The 16,165-nt window shown below is 65.2% G+C and carries 17 protein-coding genes and 1 pseudogene; all 18 read right to left on the reverse strand.

The window, feature by feature from the left end; genetic code table 11:
- Window positions 1–50: 50 nt before the first annotated feature.
- Window positions 51–1,106, reverse strand: a complete 1,056-nt coding sequence (gene ruvB / locus J3S28_RS06890) for a Holliday junction branch migration DNA helicase RuvB (RefSeq protein ID WP_207839548.1) — start codon at window positions 1,104–1,106, stop codon at window positions 51–53.
- Between the two features lie 125 nt (window positions 1,107–1,231).
- On the reverse strand, window positions 1,232–1,828 hold the full coding sequence (ruvA, locus tag J3S28_RS06895) for a Holliday junction branch migration protein RuvA (RefSeq protein ID WP_207839100.1): 597 nt from the start codon (window positions 1,826–1,828) through the stop codon (window positions 1,232–1,234).
- Window positions 1,825–2,394, reverse strand: coding sequence for a crossover junction endodeoxyribonuclease RuvC (gene ruvC / locus J3S28_RS06900; protein ID WP_207839102.1), 570 nt, complete (start codon window positions 2,392–2,394; stop codon window positions 1,825–1,827). Before ruvC ends, ruvA begins: the two co-directional genes overlap by 4 nt.
- 305 nt (window positions 2,395–2,699) lie before the next feature.
- Window positions 2,700–3,458, reverse strand: a complete 759-nt coding sequence (locus J3S28_RS06905) for a YebC/PmpR family DNA-binding transcriptional regulator (RefSeq protein WP_207839104.1) — start codon at window positions 3,456–3,458, stop codon at window positions 2,700–2,702.
- Between the two features lie 126 nt (window positions 3,459–3,584).
- Window positions 3,585–4,193 carry a pyridoxal 5'-phosphate synthase glutaminase subunit PdxT gene (gene pdxT / locus J3S28_RS06910; RefSeq protein WP_237341138.1) on the reverse strand — a complete coding sequence of 203 codons (609 nt, stop codon included), beginning with the start codon at window positions 4,191–4,193 and terminating at the stop codon, window positions 3,585–3,587.
- Complete coding sequence (locus J3S28_RS28275) at window positions 4,190–5,041, reverse strand: acyl-CoA thioesterase (protein WP_237341259.1); 852 nt, start codon at window positions 5,039–5,041, stop codon at window positions 4,190–4,192. Before J3S28_RS28275 ends, pdxT begins: the two co-directional genes overlap by 4 nt.
- 78 nt (window positions 5,042–5,119) lie before the next feature.
- Window positions 5,120–5,599, reverse strand: a complete 480-nt coding sequence (locus J3S28_RS06915; RefSeq protein ID WP_207839108.1) for a helix-turn-helix transcriptional regulator — start codon at window positions 5,597–5,599, stop codon at window positions 5,120–5,122.
- A 205-nt stretch (window positions 5,600–5,804) separates the two neighbouring features.
- Window positions 5,805–6,542, reverse strand: a complete 738-nt coding sequence (locus J3S28_RS06920; RefSeq protein WP_207839550.1) for a hypothetical protein — start codon at window positions 6,540–6,542, stop codon at window positions 5,805–5,807.
- A 40-nt stretch (window positions 6,543–6,582) separates the two neighbouring features.
- Window positions 6,583–7,398 carry a PP2C family protein-serine/threonine phosphatase gene (locus J3S28_RS06925; protein WP_237341139.1) on the reverse strand — a complete coding sequence of 272 codons (816 nt, stop codon included), beginning with the start codon at window positions 7,396–7,398 and terminating at the stop codon, window positions 6,583–6,585.
- A gap of 178 nt (window positions 7,399–7,576) precedes the next feature.
- Window positions 7,577–8,578 (reverse strand): RDD family protein, encoded by a 1,002-nt coding sequence (locus tag J3S28_RS06930; protein WP_207839111.1) that lies wholly within the window; start codon window positions 8,576–8,578, stop codon window positions 7,577–7,579.
- A 32-nt stretch (window positions 8,579–8,610) separates the two neighbouring features.
- Window positions 8,611–9,537 carry a pyridoxal 5'-phosphate synthase lyase subunit PdxS gene (gene pdxS, locus J3S28_RS06935; RefSeq protein ID WP_084896485.1) on the reverse strand — a complete coding sequence of 309 codons (927 nt, stop codon included), beginning with the start codon at window positions 9,535–9,537 and terminating at the stop codon, window positions 8,611–8,613.
- Between the two features lie 123 nt (window positions 9,538–9,660).
- Window positions 9,661–10,149, reverse strand: a pseudogene (locus J3S28_RS06940) (LemA family protein); the annotation flags it as partial.
- Between the two features lie 68 nt (window positions 10,150–10,217).
- Window positions 10,218–11,342 (reverse strand): glycosyltransferase family 4 protein, encoded by a 1,125-nt coding sequence (locus J3S28_RS06945; protein WP_207839114.1) that lies wholly within the window; start codon window positions 11,340–11,342, stop codon window positions 10,218–10,220.
- Window positions 11,342–12,259 (reverse strand): phosphatidylinositol mannoside acyltransferase, encoded by a 918-nt coding sequence (locus J3S28_RS06950; protein ID WP_207839117.1) that lies wholly within the window; start codon window positions 12,257–12,259, stop codon window positions 11,342–11,344. Before J3S28_RS06950 ends, J3S28_RS06945 begins: the two co-directional genes overlap by 1 nt.
- Window positions 12,256–12,918: a phosphatidylinositol phosphate synthase gene (gene pgsA, locus J3S28_RS06955; RefSeq protein ID WP_207839119.1), complete on the reverse strand. Its 663-nt coding sequence runs from the start codon at window positions 12,916–12,918 to the stop codon at window positions 12,256–12,258. Before pgsA ends, J3S28_RS06950 begins: the two co-directional genes overlap by 4 nt.
- 55 nt (window positions 12,919–12,973) lie before the next feature.
- Window positions 12,974–13,543 (reverse strand): ATP adenylyltransferase, encoded by a 570-nt coding sequence (locus tag J3S28_RS06960; protein ID WP_307796913.1) that lies wholly within the window; start codon window positions 13,541–13,543, stop codon window positions 12,974–12,976.
- Window positions 13,540–15,639: a threonine--tRNA ligase gene (thrS, locus tag J3S28_RS06965; protein ID WP_237341263.1), complete on the reverse strand. Its 2,100-nt coding sequence runs from the start codon at window positions 15,637–15,639 to the stop codon at window positions 13,540–13,542. The genes J3S28_RS06960 and thrS overlap by 4 nt, the downstream gene beginning before the upstream one ends.
- Window positions 15,640–15,742: 103 nt before the next feature.
- Window positions 15,743–16,138, reverse strand: a complete 396-nt coding sequence (locus J3S28_RS06970) for a TIGR02611 family protein (protein WP_207839555.1) — start codon at window positions 16,136–16,138, stop codon at window positions 15,743–15,745.
- Between the last annotated feature and the right edge of the window lie 27 nt (window positions 16,139–16,165).

The raw sequence follows: 16,165 nt of genomic DNA on the forward strand, positions 1-16,165 counted from the left end.
CAATCACAACCAGTGTGCCATCCCCGCGCCGCAGCGCCCGAATTCAACTCTCAGATCTCTTGGTCGTCCGGGTCGAAGAGCGAGATCATGCCGGCGCCCTCGTCACGAGCTCGGACCCCGAACGCCGCGTTGAGGGCGCCGGCCGGCGGCGTGAGACCCAGGTGATGCCATGCGGCCGCGGTGGCCACCCGCCCACGAGGCGTACGGGCGATCATCCCGGCACGTACGAGGAATGGCTCACAGACCTCTTCGACTGTCGCCGGCTCCTCGCCTACCGCGACCGCCAGCGTCGAGACGCCAACCGGGCCGCCGCCGAAGCCCCGGACAAGCGCGGCCAGGACGGCCCGGTCCAGCCGGTCGAATCCGAGCTCGTCGACGTCGTAGACCGCGAGTGCCGCCCGGGCGATCGGTAAGGTCACGAGGCCGTCGGCCCGCACCTCGGCGTAGTCGCGCACGCGGCGCAGCAGTCGGTTGGCGATACGCGGCGTACCGCGAGATCGGGAGGCGATCTCGGCGCCGGCGTCGGGTTGCATGGTGATGCCGAGGATTCCGGCGGACCGGGTGAGAACCCGCTCCAGCTCCCCCGTGTCGTAGAACTCCATGTGCGCGGTGAAGCCGAAGCGATCACGCAGAGGGCCGGTGAGCGCACCCGATCTCGTGGTGGCCCCGACCAGCGTGAACGGCGCGACGTCGAGTGGTATCGAGGTGGCACCCGGCCCTTTTCCGACCACCACATCGACGCGGAAATCCTCCATCGCCAAATAGAGCATCTCCTCGGCGGGGCGCGCGATGCGGTGGATCTCATCGATGAACAACACATCGCCTTCGACGAGGTTGGACAGCATCGCGGCGAGATCTCCCGCGCGTTCGAGCGCCGGGCCGGACGTGACCCGTAGGGCGGCGCCCATCTCCCCCGCGATGATCATCGCCAAGGAGGTCTTGCCGAGGCCGGGAGGGCCCGACAGCAAGATGTGATCGGGCGTCCCACCGCGGCCACGGGCGGCCTGCAGGACGAGGTCCAATTGCTCGCACACCCGGGGCTGGCCGATGAACTCGCCGAGAGACCTGGGTCGCAAACTGTTGTCGAGATCGCCGTCACCACCGATACGACCGGCATTGACCGTCCTGTTGGCGCTATCGGTACCGGCCGCCCTGTCTGGATCGAACGCTGCGTCGGGACCGAACGCTCCGTCCTGGCCTACCCCACCGTCGGGGTCGAAGTTGCCGCCGGTCACTTCGATCTACCCAGTGATGCCAGGCCGGCACGTAGTACGGTCGCTGAATCGGCGCCCGGCTGATCTGCCAGTACGGCAATGACGGTCTTCTCCGCAATCGGGGCGGCAAAGCCGAGCCCGACGAGGGCCTCGATGACCTGATCGCGCACCGACGAACTGCCGGGCCCGGCCGGCGCTCCGGTGGCAGAGTGCGGACGGTCGACTTTGTCACGCAGCTCCACGACGAGACGCTCGGCGACTCTCTTGCCGATCCCGGGAACGCTCATGAGTGCCTTCGTGTCCTCACCTGCCAACGCGTGCCGCAGGGCATCGGGTTCGAGAACTGCCAGGGTGGCCATCGCCAGTCGTGGACCGACGCCGGTCACCGTCTGCAACAGCGTGAACAGAGAGCGTGCGTCGGGCTCGGTGAACCCGTACAGGGTCATCGAGTCCTCGCGGACGATCATCGTCGTCAGCAGGGTCGCCTCGGTGCCCCGATGCACAGATCCTGCGGTGGTCGGAGTCACGAGAACGCGATAACCGACTCCAGCGCAATCGATCACGACGTGATCGAGTGCCACATCCACCACCGGGCCACGGACCGAGGAGATCACCGCTGTACCGCCTTCTTCGCCTGGGCGACACGTTCTCGATACGCCCGCTGCTGTGCCACTGCCTGCGCCTGGGCCTGGGCCATCCGCTCGGCCACGGGACCCCGCCAGCAATGGCATATCGCCAGTGCCAAGGCGTCGGCGGCATCGGCCGGTTTGGGTGCCTGCTGCATTCCCAGGATTCGGGTCACCATTGCGGTGACCTGGGCTTTATCGGCCCGACCACTGCCGGTGACCGCTGCTTTCACCTCGCTGGGGGTGTGAAATCGAACCGGGATGTCGCGTTTGGCGGCTGCCAGCGCGACCACACCGCCGGCCTGCGCGGTGCCCATCGCGGTACTGACCTGGTGTTGGGCGAAGACCCGTTCGATCGCCACCACGTCAGGACTGTGGACCGCGATCCAGTGCTCGGCGGCGTTGTAGATCGCGAGCAACCGGTTCTCGAGGGCCATCTCCGGCGGCGTCCGCACGACGTCGACGTCCAGCGCGGTGACCGCGCGGCCCGCACCCGATTCGATTAGCGCGATGCCGCATCTCGTCAGCCCTGGGTCCACACCCATCACCCGCATCTACGACTACCTCACCAGACCTCGAGCGAACGCGAACAGTTGTTCGATATCGTAGCTGGACGCCATCACAATCCGGGGTACCAACACACCCGAGTCCCGACCGCGGTCGGAACGACTCGCACTGACACCGCCCGCGTGCGGCCCCGCGTGCTCTGGACGGAGGAGCGAGGGAGCGCAGCGACTGAGTCGACGAAGGAAGAGCACGCGATGAAGGGCCGCACGCCCCGCGCAGCGAAGCGGAGCGAAAAGACACAGCGGCGACACAAGCGCACACTCCCGGCCCGACCCGGCCGGGACAGCAGCCCCTAGTCGTCCGCCTCCAACTCAGCCAATACCTCATCGCTGATGTCCACATTCGAATAGACGTCTTGCACGTCGTCGGAGTCCTCGAGCGCGTCGATCAGGCGGAACACCTTACGGGCACCGTCGGCGTCGACCGGCACCTCGACCGACGCCCGAAAGCTCGCCTCAGCAGACTCGTAATCGATACCGGCCTCCTGAAGGGCGGACCGGACGGCGACGAGATCGGTTGGCTCGCTGACGATCTCGAAGGTGTCGCCGAGGTCAGTGATCTCCTCTGCTCCTGCCTCGAGCACGGCCATCAGCACGTCGTCCTCGGTCTGGCCTGCTTTTTCGAGAGTCACCACACCCTTGCGGTGAAACAGGTACGAGACCGAACCGGGGTCTGCCATGTTGCCCCCGTTGCGGCTCATCGCAGTGCGCACCTCGGTGGCAGCGCGGTTCCTGTTGTCGGTGAGACACTCGATGAGGATCGCGACGCCATTGGGGCCGTAGCCCTCGTACGTGATGTTCTGCCAGTCGGCGCCACCGGCCTCTTCGCCGCCGCCGCGCTTGCGGGCCCGCTCGATGTTGTCGTTCGGGACCGACGACTTCTTGGCCTTCTGGATGGCGTCGAACAACGTCGGGTTGCCACTCGGGTCACCGCCGCCGGTACGCGCTGCAACCTCGATGTTCTTCACGAGCTTGGCAAACATCTTGCCGCGCTTGGCATCAACCACCGCCTTCTTGTGTTTGGTGGTGGCCCATTTGGAGTGGCCGCTCATTGGCGCAAGCCCCTTTCATGATGCCCGGCGTAGGCATGCGGTCGGTTCGTGGTCGGTGGCGGGTCTTTGAACTGCGGACCGATCCTACTCCCGCGCCGCGGTGCCCAGATGCAGGCTCGGCGGGTTTCAGCGTGCCGAGCGCGCCATCTCGACGAAATACTCGTGGACGCGACGATCCCCGGTGACCTCGGGATGAAAGGACGTGGCCAGGACGACACCTTGGCGAACCGCGACGATCCGGCCCTCCGCGGGCCCTTCTGGCACCACCCCCAGGACCTCCACGGCCTCCCCTGTCGACTCGACCCATGGCGCTCTGATGAAGACGGCACGCATCGGGCCCCCGGCGAAGCCGTCGAGTTCCAGATCTGTCTCGAATGAAGCGACCTGCCGACCGAAAGCGTTGCGCCGCACCGTGATGTCCAGGGCGTCCAGGTGACGGGCATCCGGCCTGGTGTCGAGGATGTCGGTCGCCAGCATGATCATCCCGGCACACGATCCGTATGCGGGCAGGCCACCGGCGAGGGCTGATCGCAAAGGCTCCAGGAGATCGAGCAGGACGAGCAACCGGCTCATCGTCGTCGACTCTCCGCCCGGAATGATGATCCCGTCGATCGATGCGAGTTCTGCCGGTCTGCGCACAGAGACAGACTCCACCCCGATGGCGGAGAGGGCGGCGTGGTGTTCGCGGACGTCTCCTTGCAGCGCGAGGACACCGATCCGCAGCGTGGCGCTCAATTCTCCCGCTTGGCGTGCTGGTCCTTGGGGACCTCGCGTCCGGTGCGGGTCAGCCCCTCCTGGGTCACCGCTGCCACCATCACCCCGCGGTGGTCGTAGATCCTGCCCTGGGTCAGTGCGCGACCGCCACCGGCCGATGGCGACGTCTGGTCGTAGAGGAGCCATTCGTCGGCCCGGAACGGGCGCATGAACCACATCGCGTGATCGAGCGACGCGAACTGCGCGTCCTCATCGGGGTGTGCGACCTTGGCCGAACCGAGCAGAGTCATATCGCTCATGTACGCGAGCGTGCAGACATGAAAGACCTGGTCGTCGGGCAGCCGGTTGCGGTATCGGAACCAGACCTGCTGCTGGGAAGCCAGATCCCGGCTCCCGATCAGCTGGTCACGTGGCACGATTCGGACGTCGAAATTCTCCCACTCGCGATACGGGGCCGTGAGATCCACGTCCTCGGAATCGAGGATGTCGGGCAGGTCTTCGGGGCGGGGTACCCGAGGCATGCTGTCCTGATGTTCGTACCCCTGATCCTCGACATGGAACGAGGCCGACATCGTGAAGATCGCCAGTCCGTCCTGGATCGCGGTGACACGACGCGTGCAGAACGAACGGCCGTCGCGTACCCGATCGACGAGGTAGACCGTCGGCTCTTTCGGGTTGCCCCCACGCAGAAAGTATCCGTGCAGCGAGTGCACCCGAAACCTGTCCTCGACGGTGCGGGTCGCCGATACCAGCGACTGCCCGGCAACCTGACCGCCGAACGTCCGCTGCAGAAAACTAGGATGTACGCGTCCTCGATAGATGTCCTTCTCGATCGCCTCGAGTTCCAGGATCTCCTCGATCATCGCCATGGCCATGTGACCCCTTTCCGACAACGATTATTGCCCACCGTCGTCAGTGATCCCCACCACGCACCATGGCGCCTGCGCTCACAGGTCGTCGATATGCACGATCCCGTCCTGGATGGCGCGCGCAACCAGCGCGGCCTTGGTGGGTGCGCCGCGACCGACCTCGTTGTACTTCACCCGGATTCGGGCGAGATGCGTGTTCACGGTCCCCAGCGAGATGAACAGGGACTCGGCCACCGCGGACTTCGAATCCAGGTTCAGCCACGCCCGTAGTACCTCGATCTCCCGCTGCGACAGCTTCGGTTTCGGATAAGCCACCGGTGCCGGCTCGGAAGCGATGGGGGCGTGCATCGCCCGCGACTGGTGACCGCTCGAGGTGGGGGCGCCCGGAGTGGTGCAGGTGGTGCCTGCTGCGGCGTGGCCCGGTCGGCCCGGCAGTGGCATCGTGCGCTGGGCCAGCCGGGCAAGAGCCTCTTCTCGCGTCAGCCTGGCCGGGGTCGCCGGCCGGTATCCGACCCGAGTGCGAGCCGGCGCGCCAAAGGTGTTGTGCAATACGGTCATCGAGTTTCTCCTGTAGGTGTTGGCCGGCTAGCTCCGCCGCGCTGTTCTGGACGTGACACAAACACTAAGACGACCTCCCAGCTGTGTCGATGGGGAGAACTACCCACCCCATATCCGCAGGTTAGAGTGCATTTTGCGCGACCAGAACACATTCGACTGCCCGAAGGTGCAGACGTTGGGGCACAGCAGTGCACACAGGGGCGGCTCAGACGCCGTTAATCTTCGCCTCGGCGTCGATCAGAGGGAGATCTGAGCGTGTCACCAGCCGCGACGCGACCGCGTACTCGACGAGCTTCACCCGTCGATTGCTCGCCAACCGGCCCGAGCCACCACGCATCCCGGAGACGCCTATCTGATCGAACTTGTCGCAGACATTGTCGAGCTTTCGATTGAACTTCGTGATGGACCATCCCAGGCGCCTGGCGGCTTGCGCCGACGACGGGATCGAGCTCGCGCCTGTGCCATTGCGGCGCAGCACTTCCTCGGCCAACACCACGATGAGCAGCTTCTGACTCTCGGTCAGCGAGACCACACCGATCGTGGTCTCCCCACTCAGCGTCGGCTCCACGGATGGCTCGACGGTGACCAAAGGCGTTGTGCCCGAGTGAATATCGAGCTCATAGGTAGTCGGACCAGCTGAAAAGACCACGGCTGTCACGCCGGAAACCAGCGGCACCCGGGCGCCCGGCGCAAGAGTTGCCTGAAATCCTGCGTCTCCGGCAACCACGCCGGCCGACAGGTGCGAACCGACATTCGACAGCCACCACAAGCCCTCATCGTGATGGAGCATGAGGAATTTACGATGCAGGTACGGATTGTCGTCGACGTCGAGATCTGCCTCGCGGCCGATGTGGAACGGCTCATCAGGGCTGACCGTGAACCTCTCGCCGCAATAGTCGACAAACGTCTCGGGGATCGAACGCTCTGCCTGCTGCGCGAGCATCGATGACTCGTCCGGTGAATCCGCTGCGGTCATGGGCATCTCACCGGTCAGCGGACTCCACGCTCTTCGGAACAGCTGTCGCGTCGGCGATCGCCACCGTGATGTTGTCCCGTCCGCCCGCTTCCAACGCTGCCGCCACCAACGCCTGTGCGGCCTGGACAGGGTCGGTCATGTCGGCGAGGATCGCCAAGATCGAATCGTCGGTCAGCTCGCCGGTCAGCCCGTCGGAACACACCATGATCCGGTCACCCACCTCCACCGGGAACGTGAAGAAATCGGCTTCCTGCTCCATACCCGCACCCAGCGCTCTGGTGATCACGTTCCGTCGCGGGTCGACCCGGGCCTGTGCCGCGGTCAAGAACCCCGCGTCCACGAGTTCCTGCACTTGCGAATGATCGACCGTCACCTGCTCGAGTCGGCCGTGCGTCATCCGATATGTCCGAGAATCCCCGATGTTGAGGACCAGCCAGTGCGGGACGCCGTCGTTGTCGACCAACATCGCCCCGGTGATCGTCGTACCCGCCCGCCGACCCGAGTCCGCGGTGTCGATGTCTTCGATCTTCCGTTGGGCCTCGCTCAGCAGGTCCATCACCGAATCCCGAGTGCGGTTGATTCCGGTGATCGCGGTGTCCGACAACGCTGACAGCGCCGCCTCACTGGCGAGTTCGCCGCAATCGTGGCCACCCATACCGTCTGCGACGAGGACCATGCCGGGCCCCACAAGTGCCGCGTCCTCGTTGGTCTCCCGAAGCAGACCGACATCGCTGACCACTGCCCAGCTGATCTCGACCTGACCGAACTCGCCTATCCCACTGCGCGTCTCATCACGGACTGTCCCAGTCGTCTCCATACTCATGGTCGAGCTCCGCCTCCGGCTCCGTCTCCAGTCCTCATGGCCCGAGCTCCGCCTCCGGCTCCGTCTCCAGTCCTCATGGGTCGAGCTCCGCCTCCGGCTCCGTCTCCAGTCCTCATGGGTCGAGCTCCGCCTCCGGCTCCGTCTCCAGTCCTCATGGCCCGAGCTCCGCCTCCGATAGTCATCCGGCTACCTCGAAACTGCGGCGACCGAAATGCACCACCGTGCCCGGACCCACCTCGTAGGGGTGTCCGGGACGCATCGTGGTGACCGATTCACCGTTGTCGAGGACGGATCCGACCTCTGGACCCGTACTGATCATCCACAATTTGCCGTCCGAGACACTGAATTGAATATGCGTGTCGCCTGCAAGCGAAGATTCTGCGGACACCGCGACCACTTCGGCACGGCCCCCAGACCACGCGACCGCCGGTACCCCGAGAAATCCCGATCCAGTCAGATCGGTGAAACTGCCGTCGTCCATCCGCAACCGGAGCGGGCGATGGCCCGACTGCAAGGGCAACGTACGTGCGGACTGCCGAGGATCGATGAGATCTGTCGGGATTTCGCCGGGGTCGCCACCACCCGAAAAACGCGGAGGCACCGCAACGACCTCATAACCCGCAGTACCGAGACCGCTGGTCGTCGTCGTGCCGGAGATCTTCTCGTGCCAGCCGCGCCGTGGGCGACCACGGTCGGCGAGGACAGACCACGCACCCGCGAACAGCAGCACATTGCTCACATGCAATGCGGTGGTACGCAACAGCTGCCGCCAGAATCCGCCGGGGCGACCGGATACTCGGCGCCTGACGGTGGTCCTGCTCAGTACCTGACCGGGAGTCCGCCGGCCGGCGGCACGGAGCAACGCGCTCCCCGTCACAGCGAGCAGCGGCACCCCGACAGCCACACCGAGTCCGAGGGCCAGCTCGGTCCACAACAGGACAGCCACAGAACCGATCACCAGCGCGGTATCGATCAGGTAGGCCGTCGTCCTGGCTCCCAACGAAGCCGGGATCCGGTTGGCCTCGAGAAACTCTCGCGGAGACTCTGGGACCCCAGCACCGGGGCTGACGAACATCTGCTGCCCACATGCGGGGCACCGCGCGAGCGCAGAAGGAATCTGCGTCCCACAACGGCCGCAGCCGAGTGGGATCGCCTCGAAATCAGCGGACGCGCTCGTCATCGAATTCTTCGGACCCCCGCATCCGTGTCAGATCACCAGCCGCGTTCGGCGAGCCGGTGCGGTTGTGGGATGTCGTCGACATTGATGCCGACCATGGCCTCACCGAGCCCGCGCGAGACCTTGGCCAGCACATCGGGGTCGTCGTAGAACGTGGTCGCCTGCACGATCGCAACCGCCCGTTCGGCAGGATTACCGGACTTGAAAATCCCGGACCCGACGAACACACCCTCAGCACCGAGCTGCATCATCATCGCCGCGTCTGCCGGGGTCGCGATACCGCCCGCAGTGAACAAAGTCACTGGCAGCTTGCCGCTCTCGGCAACCTCCACCACCAGCTCATACGGCGCCTGCAATTCCTTCGCCGCGACGAACAGCTCGTCCTTCGGCAACGACGTCAACCGACGGATCTCATCGCGGATCTTGCGCATATGGGTCGTCGCGTTCGACACATCACCGGTACCGGCCTCACCCTTCGAGCGAATCATGCCCGCACCCTCGGTCAAACGACGCAACGCCTCACCGAGATTGGTCGCACCACACACAAAAGGAACGGTGAACTGCCACTTGTCGATGTGATTGGCATAATCGGCCGGCGTCAACACCTCGGACTCGTCGATATAATCCACACCCAAGCTCTGCAGGATCTGCGCCTCGACGAAATGCCCGATCCTCGCCTTGGCCATCACCGGAATCGACACCGCAGAAATGATCGAATCGATCATGTCCGGATCACTCATCCGCGACACCCCGCCCTGGGCACGAATGTCAGCCGGAACACGCTCGAGAGCCATGACAGCCACAGCGCCCGCATCCTCGGCGATCTTCGCCTGCTCCGCGGTGACGACGTCCATGATCACGCCACCCTTGAGCATCTCGGCCATCCCGCGCTTGACACGCGCGGTTCCGGTGCCGGACGTCTCCGGCTTCACCGATGAACCAAGGTCTGGGGCACTGCTCACGTCTACTGCTCCTACAAGTCGAGTCGATTGCTGAGCTTCCAGTCTAGGCTTTCTGCGAGGGTCCTGTCGCCGCGCGGTCCCGCAGTGCCCGGTGAGGGCTGTCCGCACTGATCAGACGGCCGCTCGCTCCACGATCTCGAAGTACAGCGGCGTCGGGGCGGTGCCTCCCAGATGCAGCCAGCGGACGGGCCGTCTGCCTCGCAAGGCGAGGGTGTCCCTCACCGCATCATTGTGAAATCTGCGGGCGATCATCACCCGCGTCTCGGCATCCGCGAGTTCGGTGACCAACTGCGACCGCAACGAGGTGCTGTCGACCTGAGCCAGCGCAGCGGACACCACATTTTCTGCGCGTTCACGGTCTGTTCGGGCGGCGCCCTCCGCGCGGTCGGCCGCGAGGATCAGCTCTCGACCCTCACCACCGAGGCCTGCGCCGATCGACCGCGCCACCACGGCTCGCCGAGCCAGGGCCGCGTCCAGTGCCTGCCAGGCGAGGTCCACCCGGACATGCAGGCGATCGAGCCGGTTGGCGGTCTTGTACGCCCAGCCCAGGCCGAGCAGGATCACCACCGCGATGATGCCCAGGATGAGGACGGTCAGGGCGGAGACGGTCATGAAGTCCTTTCGGGCAGTCACCCTCGCGGCTGCGGTTGATATCTCGGGCTGTCGCGGGTCGGTCGGGGTCAGTCGGAGACGATGACTTTGCCTGCGCCCACCGTCACGGTGTCGTACACCCGCAGAATCTGATCGGCGACCTGTGACCAGTCGTACCGTCCGGCACGCACGCGCGCGCGATCGACCATTGCGGCGCGGCTCTCGTCGTCGCCGAGGGCGGCGATGATCCCGTACGCCAGCTCGTCGGAGTCGCCGACGTCGACGAGGACGCCTGCGCGACCGTCGTCGAGGACCCGCCGAAACGCATCAAGCTTGCTGGCCACCACTGCTGCTCCGGCGGCCATGGCCTCGACGAGCACGATTCCGAAGCTCTCGCCTCCCAGATTGGGCGCGCAATAGACGTCTGCCGAGCGCAGCGCCCGGGCCTTGACCTCATCGTCCACCTGGCCGAGGAACACCATGTGGTCGGCGAGATCGCCGGCTTTCCCGCGCAGCGTGCGCTCGTGTCCCCCACCGACGACCAACACTCTCAGGTCGGGGTATCGAGCCACCACTGCGGGCAGTGCTTCGAGTAACACGTCCATCCCCTTGCGGGGTTCGTCGTAGCGGCCGAGGAACAGGAGGGTCCGGCCGGGATGCGGGTACCCCTCGAACGGTTCGGCGTGTGAGAACGACTGGGTATGAACACCGTTCGGGATCTCGACGGCGTCAGATCCGAGGGACTCCATCTGCCACCGCCGGGCCAGCTCGGAGACCGCGATCTTGCCGGCGATCCGTTCGTGATACGGGCGCAGGATTCCCTGAAAGACACTGAGCAGCAACGACTTCGTGGTCGCAGCGTGGAAGGTCGTGACGATCGGGCCCTGCGCCACCATCAGCGACATCATCGAGATGCTCGGCGAGTTGGGCTCGTGTACGTGAAGGATGTCGAACTTCTCATCCCTGATCCAACGGCGCAGGCGCGCATACGCTTGCGGGCTGAAGTTCAGTCGTGCCACCGACCCGTTGTATGGAAAAGCCAGTGCTTCGCCCACCGATACCACGTACTCAGGGAGTTCGGTGTCCTTTCCGGACGGCGCCAAGACACTCACCGTGTGACCGCGGTTGATGAAAACCTGCGCCAGCTCCATGACGTGGGCCTGCACGCCGCCGGGAACATCGAACGAGTAGGGACAGATCATGCCGATCTTCATCAGGTGGCCTCGCCCGCGATGCGCCGTCGGCGCGTGTCGGACCAATCGGCCTGCCAGAGCGGCTGCAACATGTGCCAGTCCTGGGGGTGGGCAGCGATGTTCGACTCGAACTCGTTCGCCAGTAGCTGCGTGGCCGCTGCAACCCCACCGGAGGTGTCGAGCGGTCCGGACAACCGAAATTGCGACGTGTCCGGGCCGGTGAACCAGTGGTGGACTGCGATCAGCGCGGCCCCGGTGTCGATCGCCAGCTTTGCCGGCCCGGCAGGCATCCGGGTCGGCTCACCGAAGAATGTGACAGGTACCCCGTGCTCTGCGAGGTCCCGCTCCCCCAGCAGACAGACGACGCCACCCGATCGCAGGCGGCGTGCCAACTGACCGTAGGGCGGCTGCTCACCACCGCTGAGCGGGAAGATCTCGAAACCCAGGGACTCGCGATAGCGGACGAATCGTTCGAACAGAGACTCTGGAGACAACCGTTCCGCGACGGTCGAGAACGTGCCGACGTTCTGCACCAGCCATACCCCGGCCATGTCCCAGTTGCCGCTGTGAGGAAGCGCCAGGACCACCCCCTTGCCCTGGGCCAGTGCGTTGTCGAGCAGCTGACGATCGGGCGCCGGGAGGTCGATCCGTGACGCTGCAAGCGCGAAATCCATCGTCGGGAGCCGGAATGCCTCACGCCAATACCGGGCATAGGACCGCATCGAGTCACGAATCAACGACTCCGGGACCTCGTCGGGTGCACAGCCCAGTACGCGGGCCAAGTTCTTGCGGAGCTGTGCAGGCCCGCCGTTCCGGCCGCCTACGAAGTCGCCGGCCCGATCGAACACGGTCCGAGCGACCGACTCCGGAAGCAGGCGCACCAGCGACCACCCGGCCGCATAACCGACGTCCGCCAGCCGTTCGCCTACCGAACTCACGCGGTTGATCCGTCCTCGTCCGCGACAGCAGTCGGGGCAGCGATGGGTTGCAGATCGGTGGCACCAGGCGATTTGTACACCGACCACATGCGTTGGAACACGGTGATCAAGCTGCCGACCGCCAGCAACCACATCGCTATGTAGATGGCCCACGACAGACCGAGCCCGGTCAGGCCAGTGCCGACGAGCACGATGATCAGGCGATCAGGACGTTCGATGAGTCCGCCGTCACCATTGAGTCCACTGGCCTCGGCACGTGCCTTCGCATACGAGATCACCTGAGAGGTGACCAGACAGATCATCGTGGCGACGAACAGTTGCTTGCTCGGTTCCTCGACGAGGCACCACCAGCCGAGCCCGGCAAAGATCGCACCGTCGGCGAGCCGGTCGCAGGTGGAGTCGAGCACGGCACCGAACTTGGTGCCCCCGCCGCGGGCCCTTGCCATGGCGCCGTCGAGCATGTCGAACATCACGAACAGCCAGATCACGAGGGTGCCGACGAACAAATACCCCATCGGGAACAGCGTCACCGCAGCGGCGATGGTCGCGGTGGTGCCGATCATCGTCATGGCATCAGGCGTGAGTCCGGTCTTGATCAAAGCCCTGCCCAGGGGCAGCGTGACCTTCGATACCGACGCCCGGCCCAGCACACTCAACATTGATCCAGCATGCTCTCCATCAACCCAGCACTTCCCATCAACCCTGCGCCTCTCATCAAGCCTCCAGCCTCGACCAGGCCTGAGCGAGCAGACCTCTGGTGTCGCGAAGCAACTGCGGCATCACCTTCGTCTCACCGACGACGGTGATGAAGTTGGCGTCGCCACCCCACCGCGGGACGACGTGCTGGTGAAGGTGCTCGGCCAGCGACCCGCCTGCCGCGGCACCCAGATTCAGTCCGACGTTGAACGCATCCGGGTTGGATACCGACTTGATCGCCCGGATCGTCTTCTGCGTGAAAGCCATCAGCTCACGGCTCTCGGCCTCGGTGAGATCCTCGAGGTCGGCGACCTGCCGGTAGGGCACGATCATCATGTGGCCCGGGTTGTACGGGTACAGGTTCAGCACGGCGTACACCGATTCGCCGCGTGCGACGATCAGGCCCGCCTCGTCCGACATCGTCGGAATGTCGAGGAACGGGTGTACCGACTTGGCCGACGACTCGCCTCCGGACAGCGGGGCAGCGGTGATGTACGACATCCGATGTGGGCTCCACAAACGCTGCAACCGATCCGGATCGCCGGGGCCCTCGTCGCGGAGGATTCCGGGGCCGTCAACCGACGTCACGGCGCCTCCCCACCCGCGGGGACGTGACGAAGAGCCTCGATCAGGTCAGCGGTCGGGGACTCGTTGCGCCGCGCGGCAGACCAGTTGGCCACCAGCGTGACGGCTTCCGCGACCGGCACCCCGTTGACCTGGGTGCCGTCACGGAACCGGAAGCTCACCGCGTCCGCTTCCACGTCACGCTCCCCCGCCAGCAGCATGAACGGCACCTTACCCGTGGTGTGGTTCCGGATCTTCTTCTGCATCCGATCGTCGGAGGAGTCGACCTCGGCGCGCAGGCCCCGATCGCGGAGTTGCGACACAACGGCTTCCAGGTGCGGCACGAATGCATCCGCGACGGGGATGCCGACCACCTGCACCGGCGACAGCCAGGCCGGGAAAGCACCCGCGTAGTGCTCGGTGAGGACTCCGAAGAACCGTTCGATCGATCCGAACAACGCCCGGTGGATCATCACCGGCCGATGCTTGGACCCATCGGGGCCGGTGTACTCCATCTCGAATCGCTCGGGCAGATTGAAGTCGAGCTGGATGGTCGACATCTGCCAGCTCCGGCCGAGGGCATCTTTGACCTGCACCGAGATCTTGGGTCCGTAGAACGCGGCCCCACCCGGATCTGGGACCAATCTCAATCCTGACGCCTCACCGACCTCGGCCAGGGTGGCCGTCGCCTCGTCCCAGATCTCGTCGGATCCGACGGACTTGTTGGGATCCCGGGTCGACAACTCCAGATAGAAGTCGTCGAGTCCGTAGTCCTTGAGCAGACCGAGCACGAAGTTGAGCGTTGTCGCCAGCTCGCCGCGCATCTGCTCCTTGGTGCAGTAGATGTGGGCGTCGTCCTGCGTCATGCCGCGGACGCGGGTCAGGCCGTGGATGACGCCGGACTTCTCGTAGCGGTAGACCGACCCGAACTCGAACAGGCGCAGCGGCAGCTCACGGTAGGAGCGACCACGTGCGTTGAAGATCAGGTTGTGCATCGGACAGTTCATCGGCTTGAGGTAGTAATCCTGGCCGGGTTTGCGTACGGCACCGTCGTCGTCGAGCTCGGCGTCGAGATGCATCGCCGGGAACATGCCGTCCTTGTACCAATCGAGGTGACCGGAGATCTCGTAGAGGTTGCCCTTGGTGATGTGGGGGGTGTTGACGAACTCATACCCCTCGTCGATGTGGCGCCGACGCGAATAGTCTTCGAGCTCCTTGCGGATGATCCCGCCCTTGGGATGAAAGACGGGCAGGCCTGATCCGAGGGCGTCGGGGAAGCTGAACAAATCCAGTTCTGCACCCAGTTTGCGATGATCTCGCCGCTCGGCCTCGGCCAAGAGTTCGAGGTAGGCGTCCATGGCCTCCGCCGACTCCCAGGCAGTGCCGTAGATCCGCTGCAGATCGGCATTGTCCTGGTTGCCGCGCCAGTACGCGGCAGAGCTGCGGGTCAGCTTGAAGGCGGTGATGTACTTCGTCGTCGGCACGTGGGGACCGCGGCACAGATCGCCCCAGATCCGCTCACCGGTGCGGGGATTGAGATTGTCGTACGCGGTCAGCTCACCGCCGCCGACCTCCATCACCTCCGGGTCGTCCGCCGATCCCTTGTCGTCGACGAGCTCGAGTTTGTACGGCTCGCCCGCCAACTCGGCTTTCGCCTCGTCGACCGTCCCGTAGACCCGACGCGAGAAGCGCTGCCCGGACTTGATGATCTGCTTCATCTTCTTCTCGAGCGCGGTGAGGTTCTCCGGGGTGAACGGCTGATCGACGTCGAAGTCGTAGTAGAAACCGTTCTCGATGGGAGGGCCGATACCCAGTTTCGCCCTCGGGTCGAGGTCCTGGACGGCCTGCGCCAGTACATGTGCGGCGGAGTGCCTGATCACACTCCGGCCGTCCTCGGTGTTCGCGGCCACGGGCTCGACCACCGCGTCCTGCTCCGGCGACCAGGACAGATCCCGAAGCGCGCCTTCGGCGTCTCGGACGACGACGATGGCCTCGGGCCCCTTGTTCGGATGCCCGCTCTCGCGTAGTGCCGCCCCCGCGGTGGTCCCGGCCGCCACCGTGATCGTGGCAGCGGGCAAGACAACTGGGTTCTCGGACACCTGGAAAGCTCCTGTCGACATCAGACCGCTACGACCGGATCGGCCGAGCTGGCTCATCAGTCCATGATGTTAGTGCCGTCGGGATGCGCGTCCCACGTCCGGTGTGCCGCGGCATGTCCGCTTTCTACAAAATCGGGCTCTGTAGCCAGGACCAGTCGATCCCGACCCACCCGCCGACCAGACCCAGGGCGCCCAGCAGCCACAACGTCGCGAGGACGACTGCGCAGGTGAGAAGGCCCAGCAGCGCCTGCACGCTCCAGTGCTGCTTTTTGACCCAGTCCATCCACAGGTCGTATTTTCCGCGGGCGAACTTCAGAAGCCGATGTGCCCACTCGAACTCAGACGCCAAGATGCCCAGCCCGGCGAAAACGATCAGCCAGCCGGGGCCGGGGTACGGGATCAGCACCAATCCGCCGATCAGCACCGCACCCCCGACCACACCCACCACGCAGCGATAGATCAGGTTGAGCTTTTTCCTGTCGCGAATTTCGTTGCGCTTGGTGGAGATTGCAGCGAGGATGCCCGAGGCTGGGCGGTCGTGCTCGAC

Origin of the sequence: Williamsia soli, assembly GCF_017377795.1 — a bacterium.
GTDB lineage: Bacteria > Actinomycetota > Actinomycetes > Mycobacteriales > Mycobacteriaceae > Williamsia > Williamsia soli.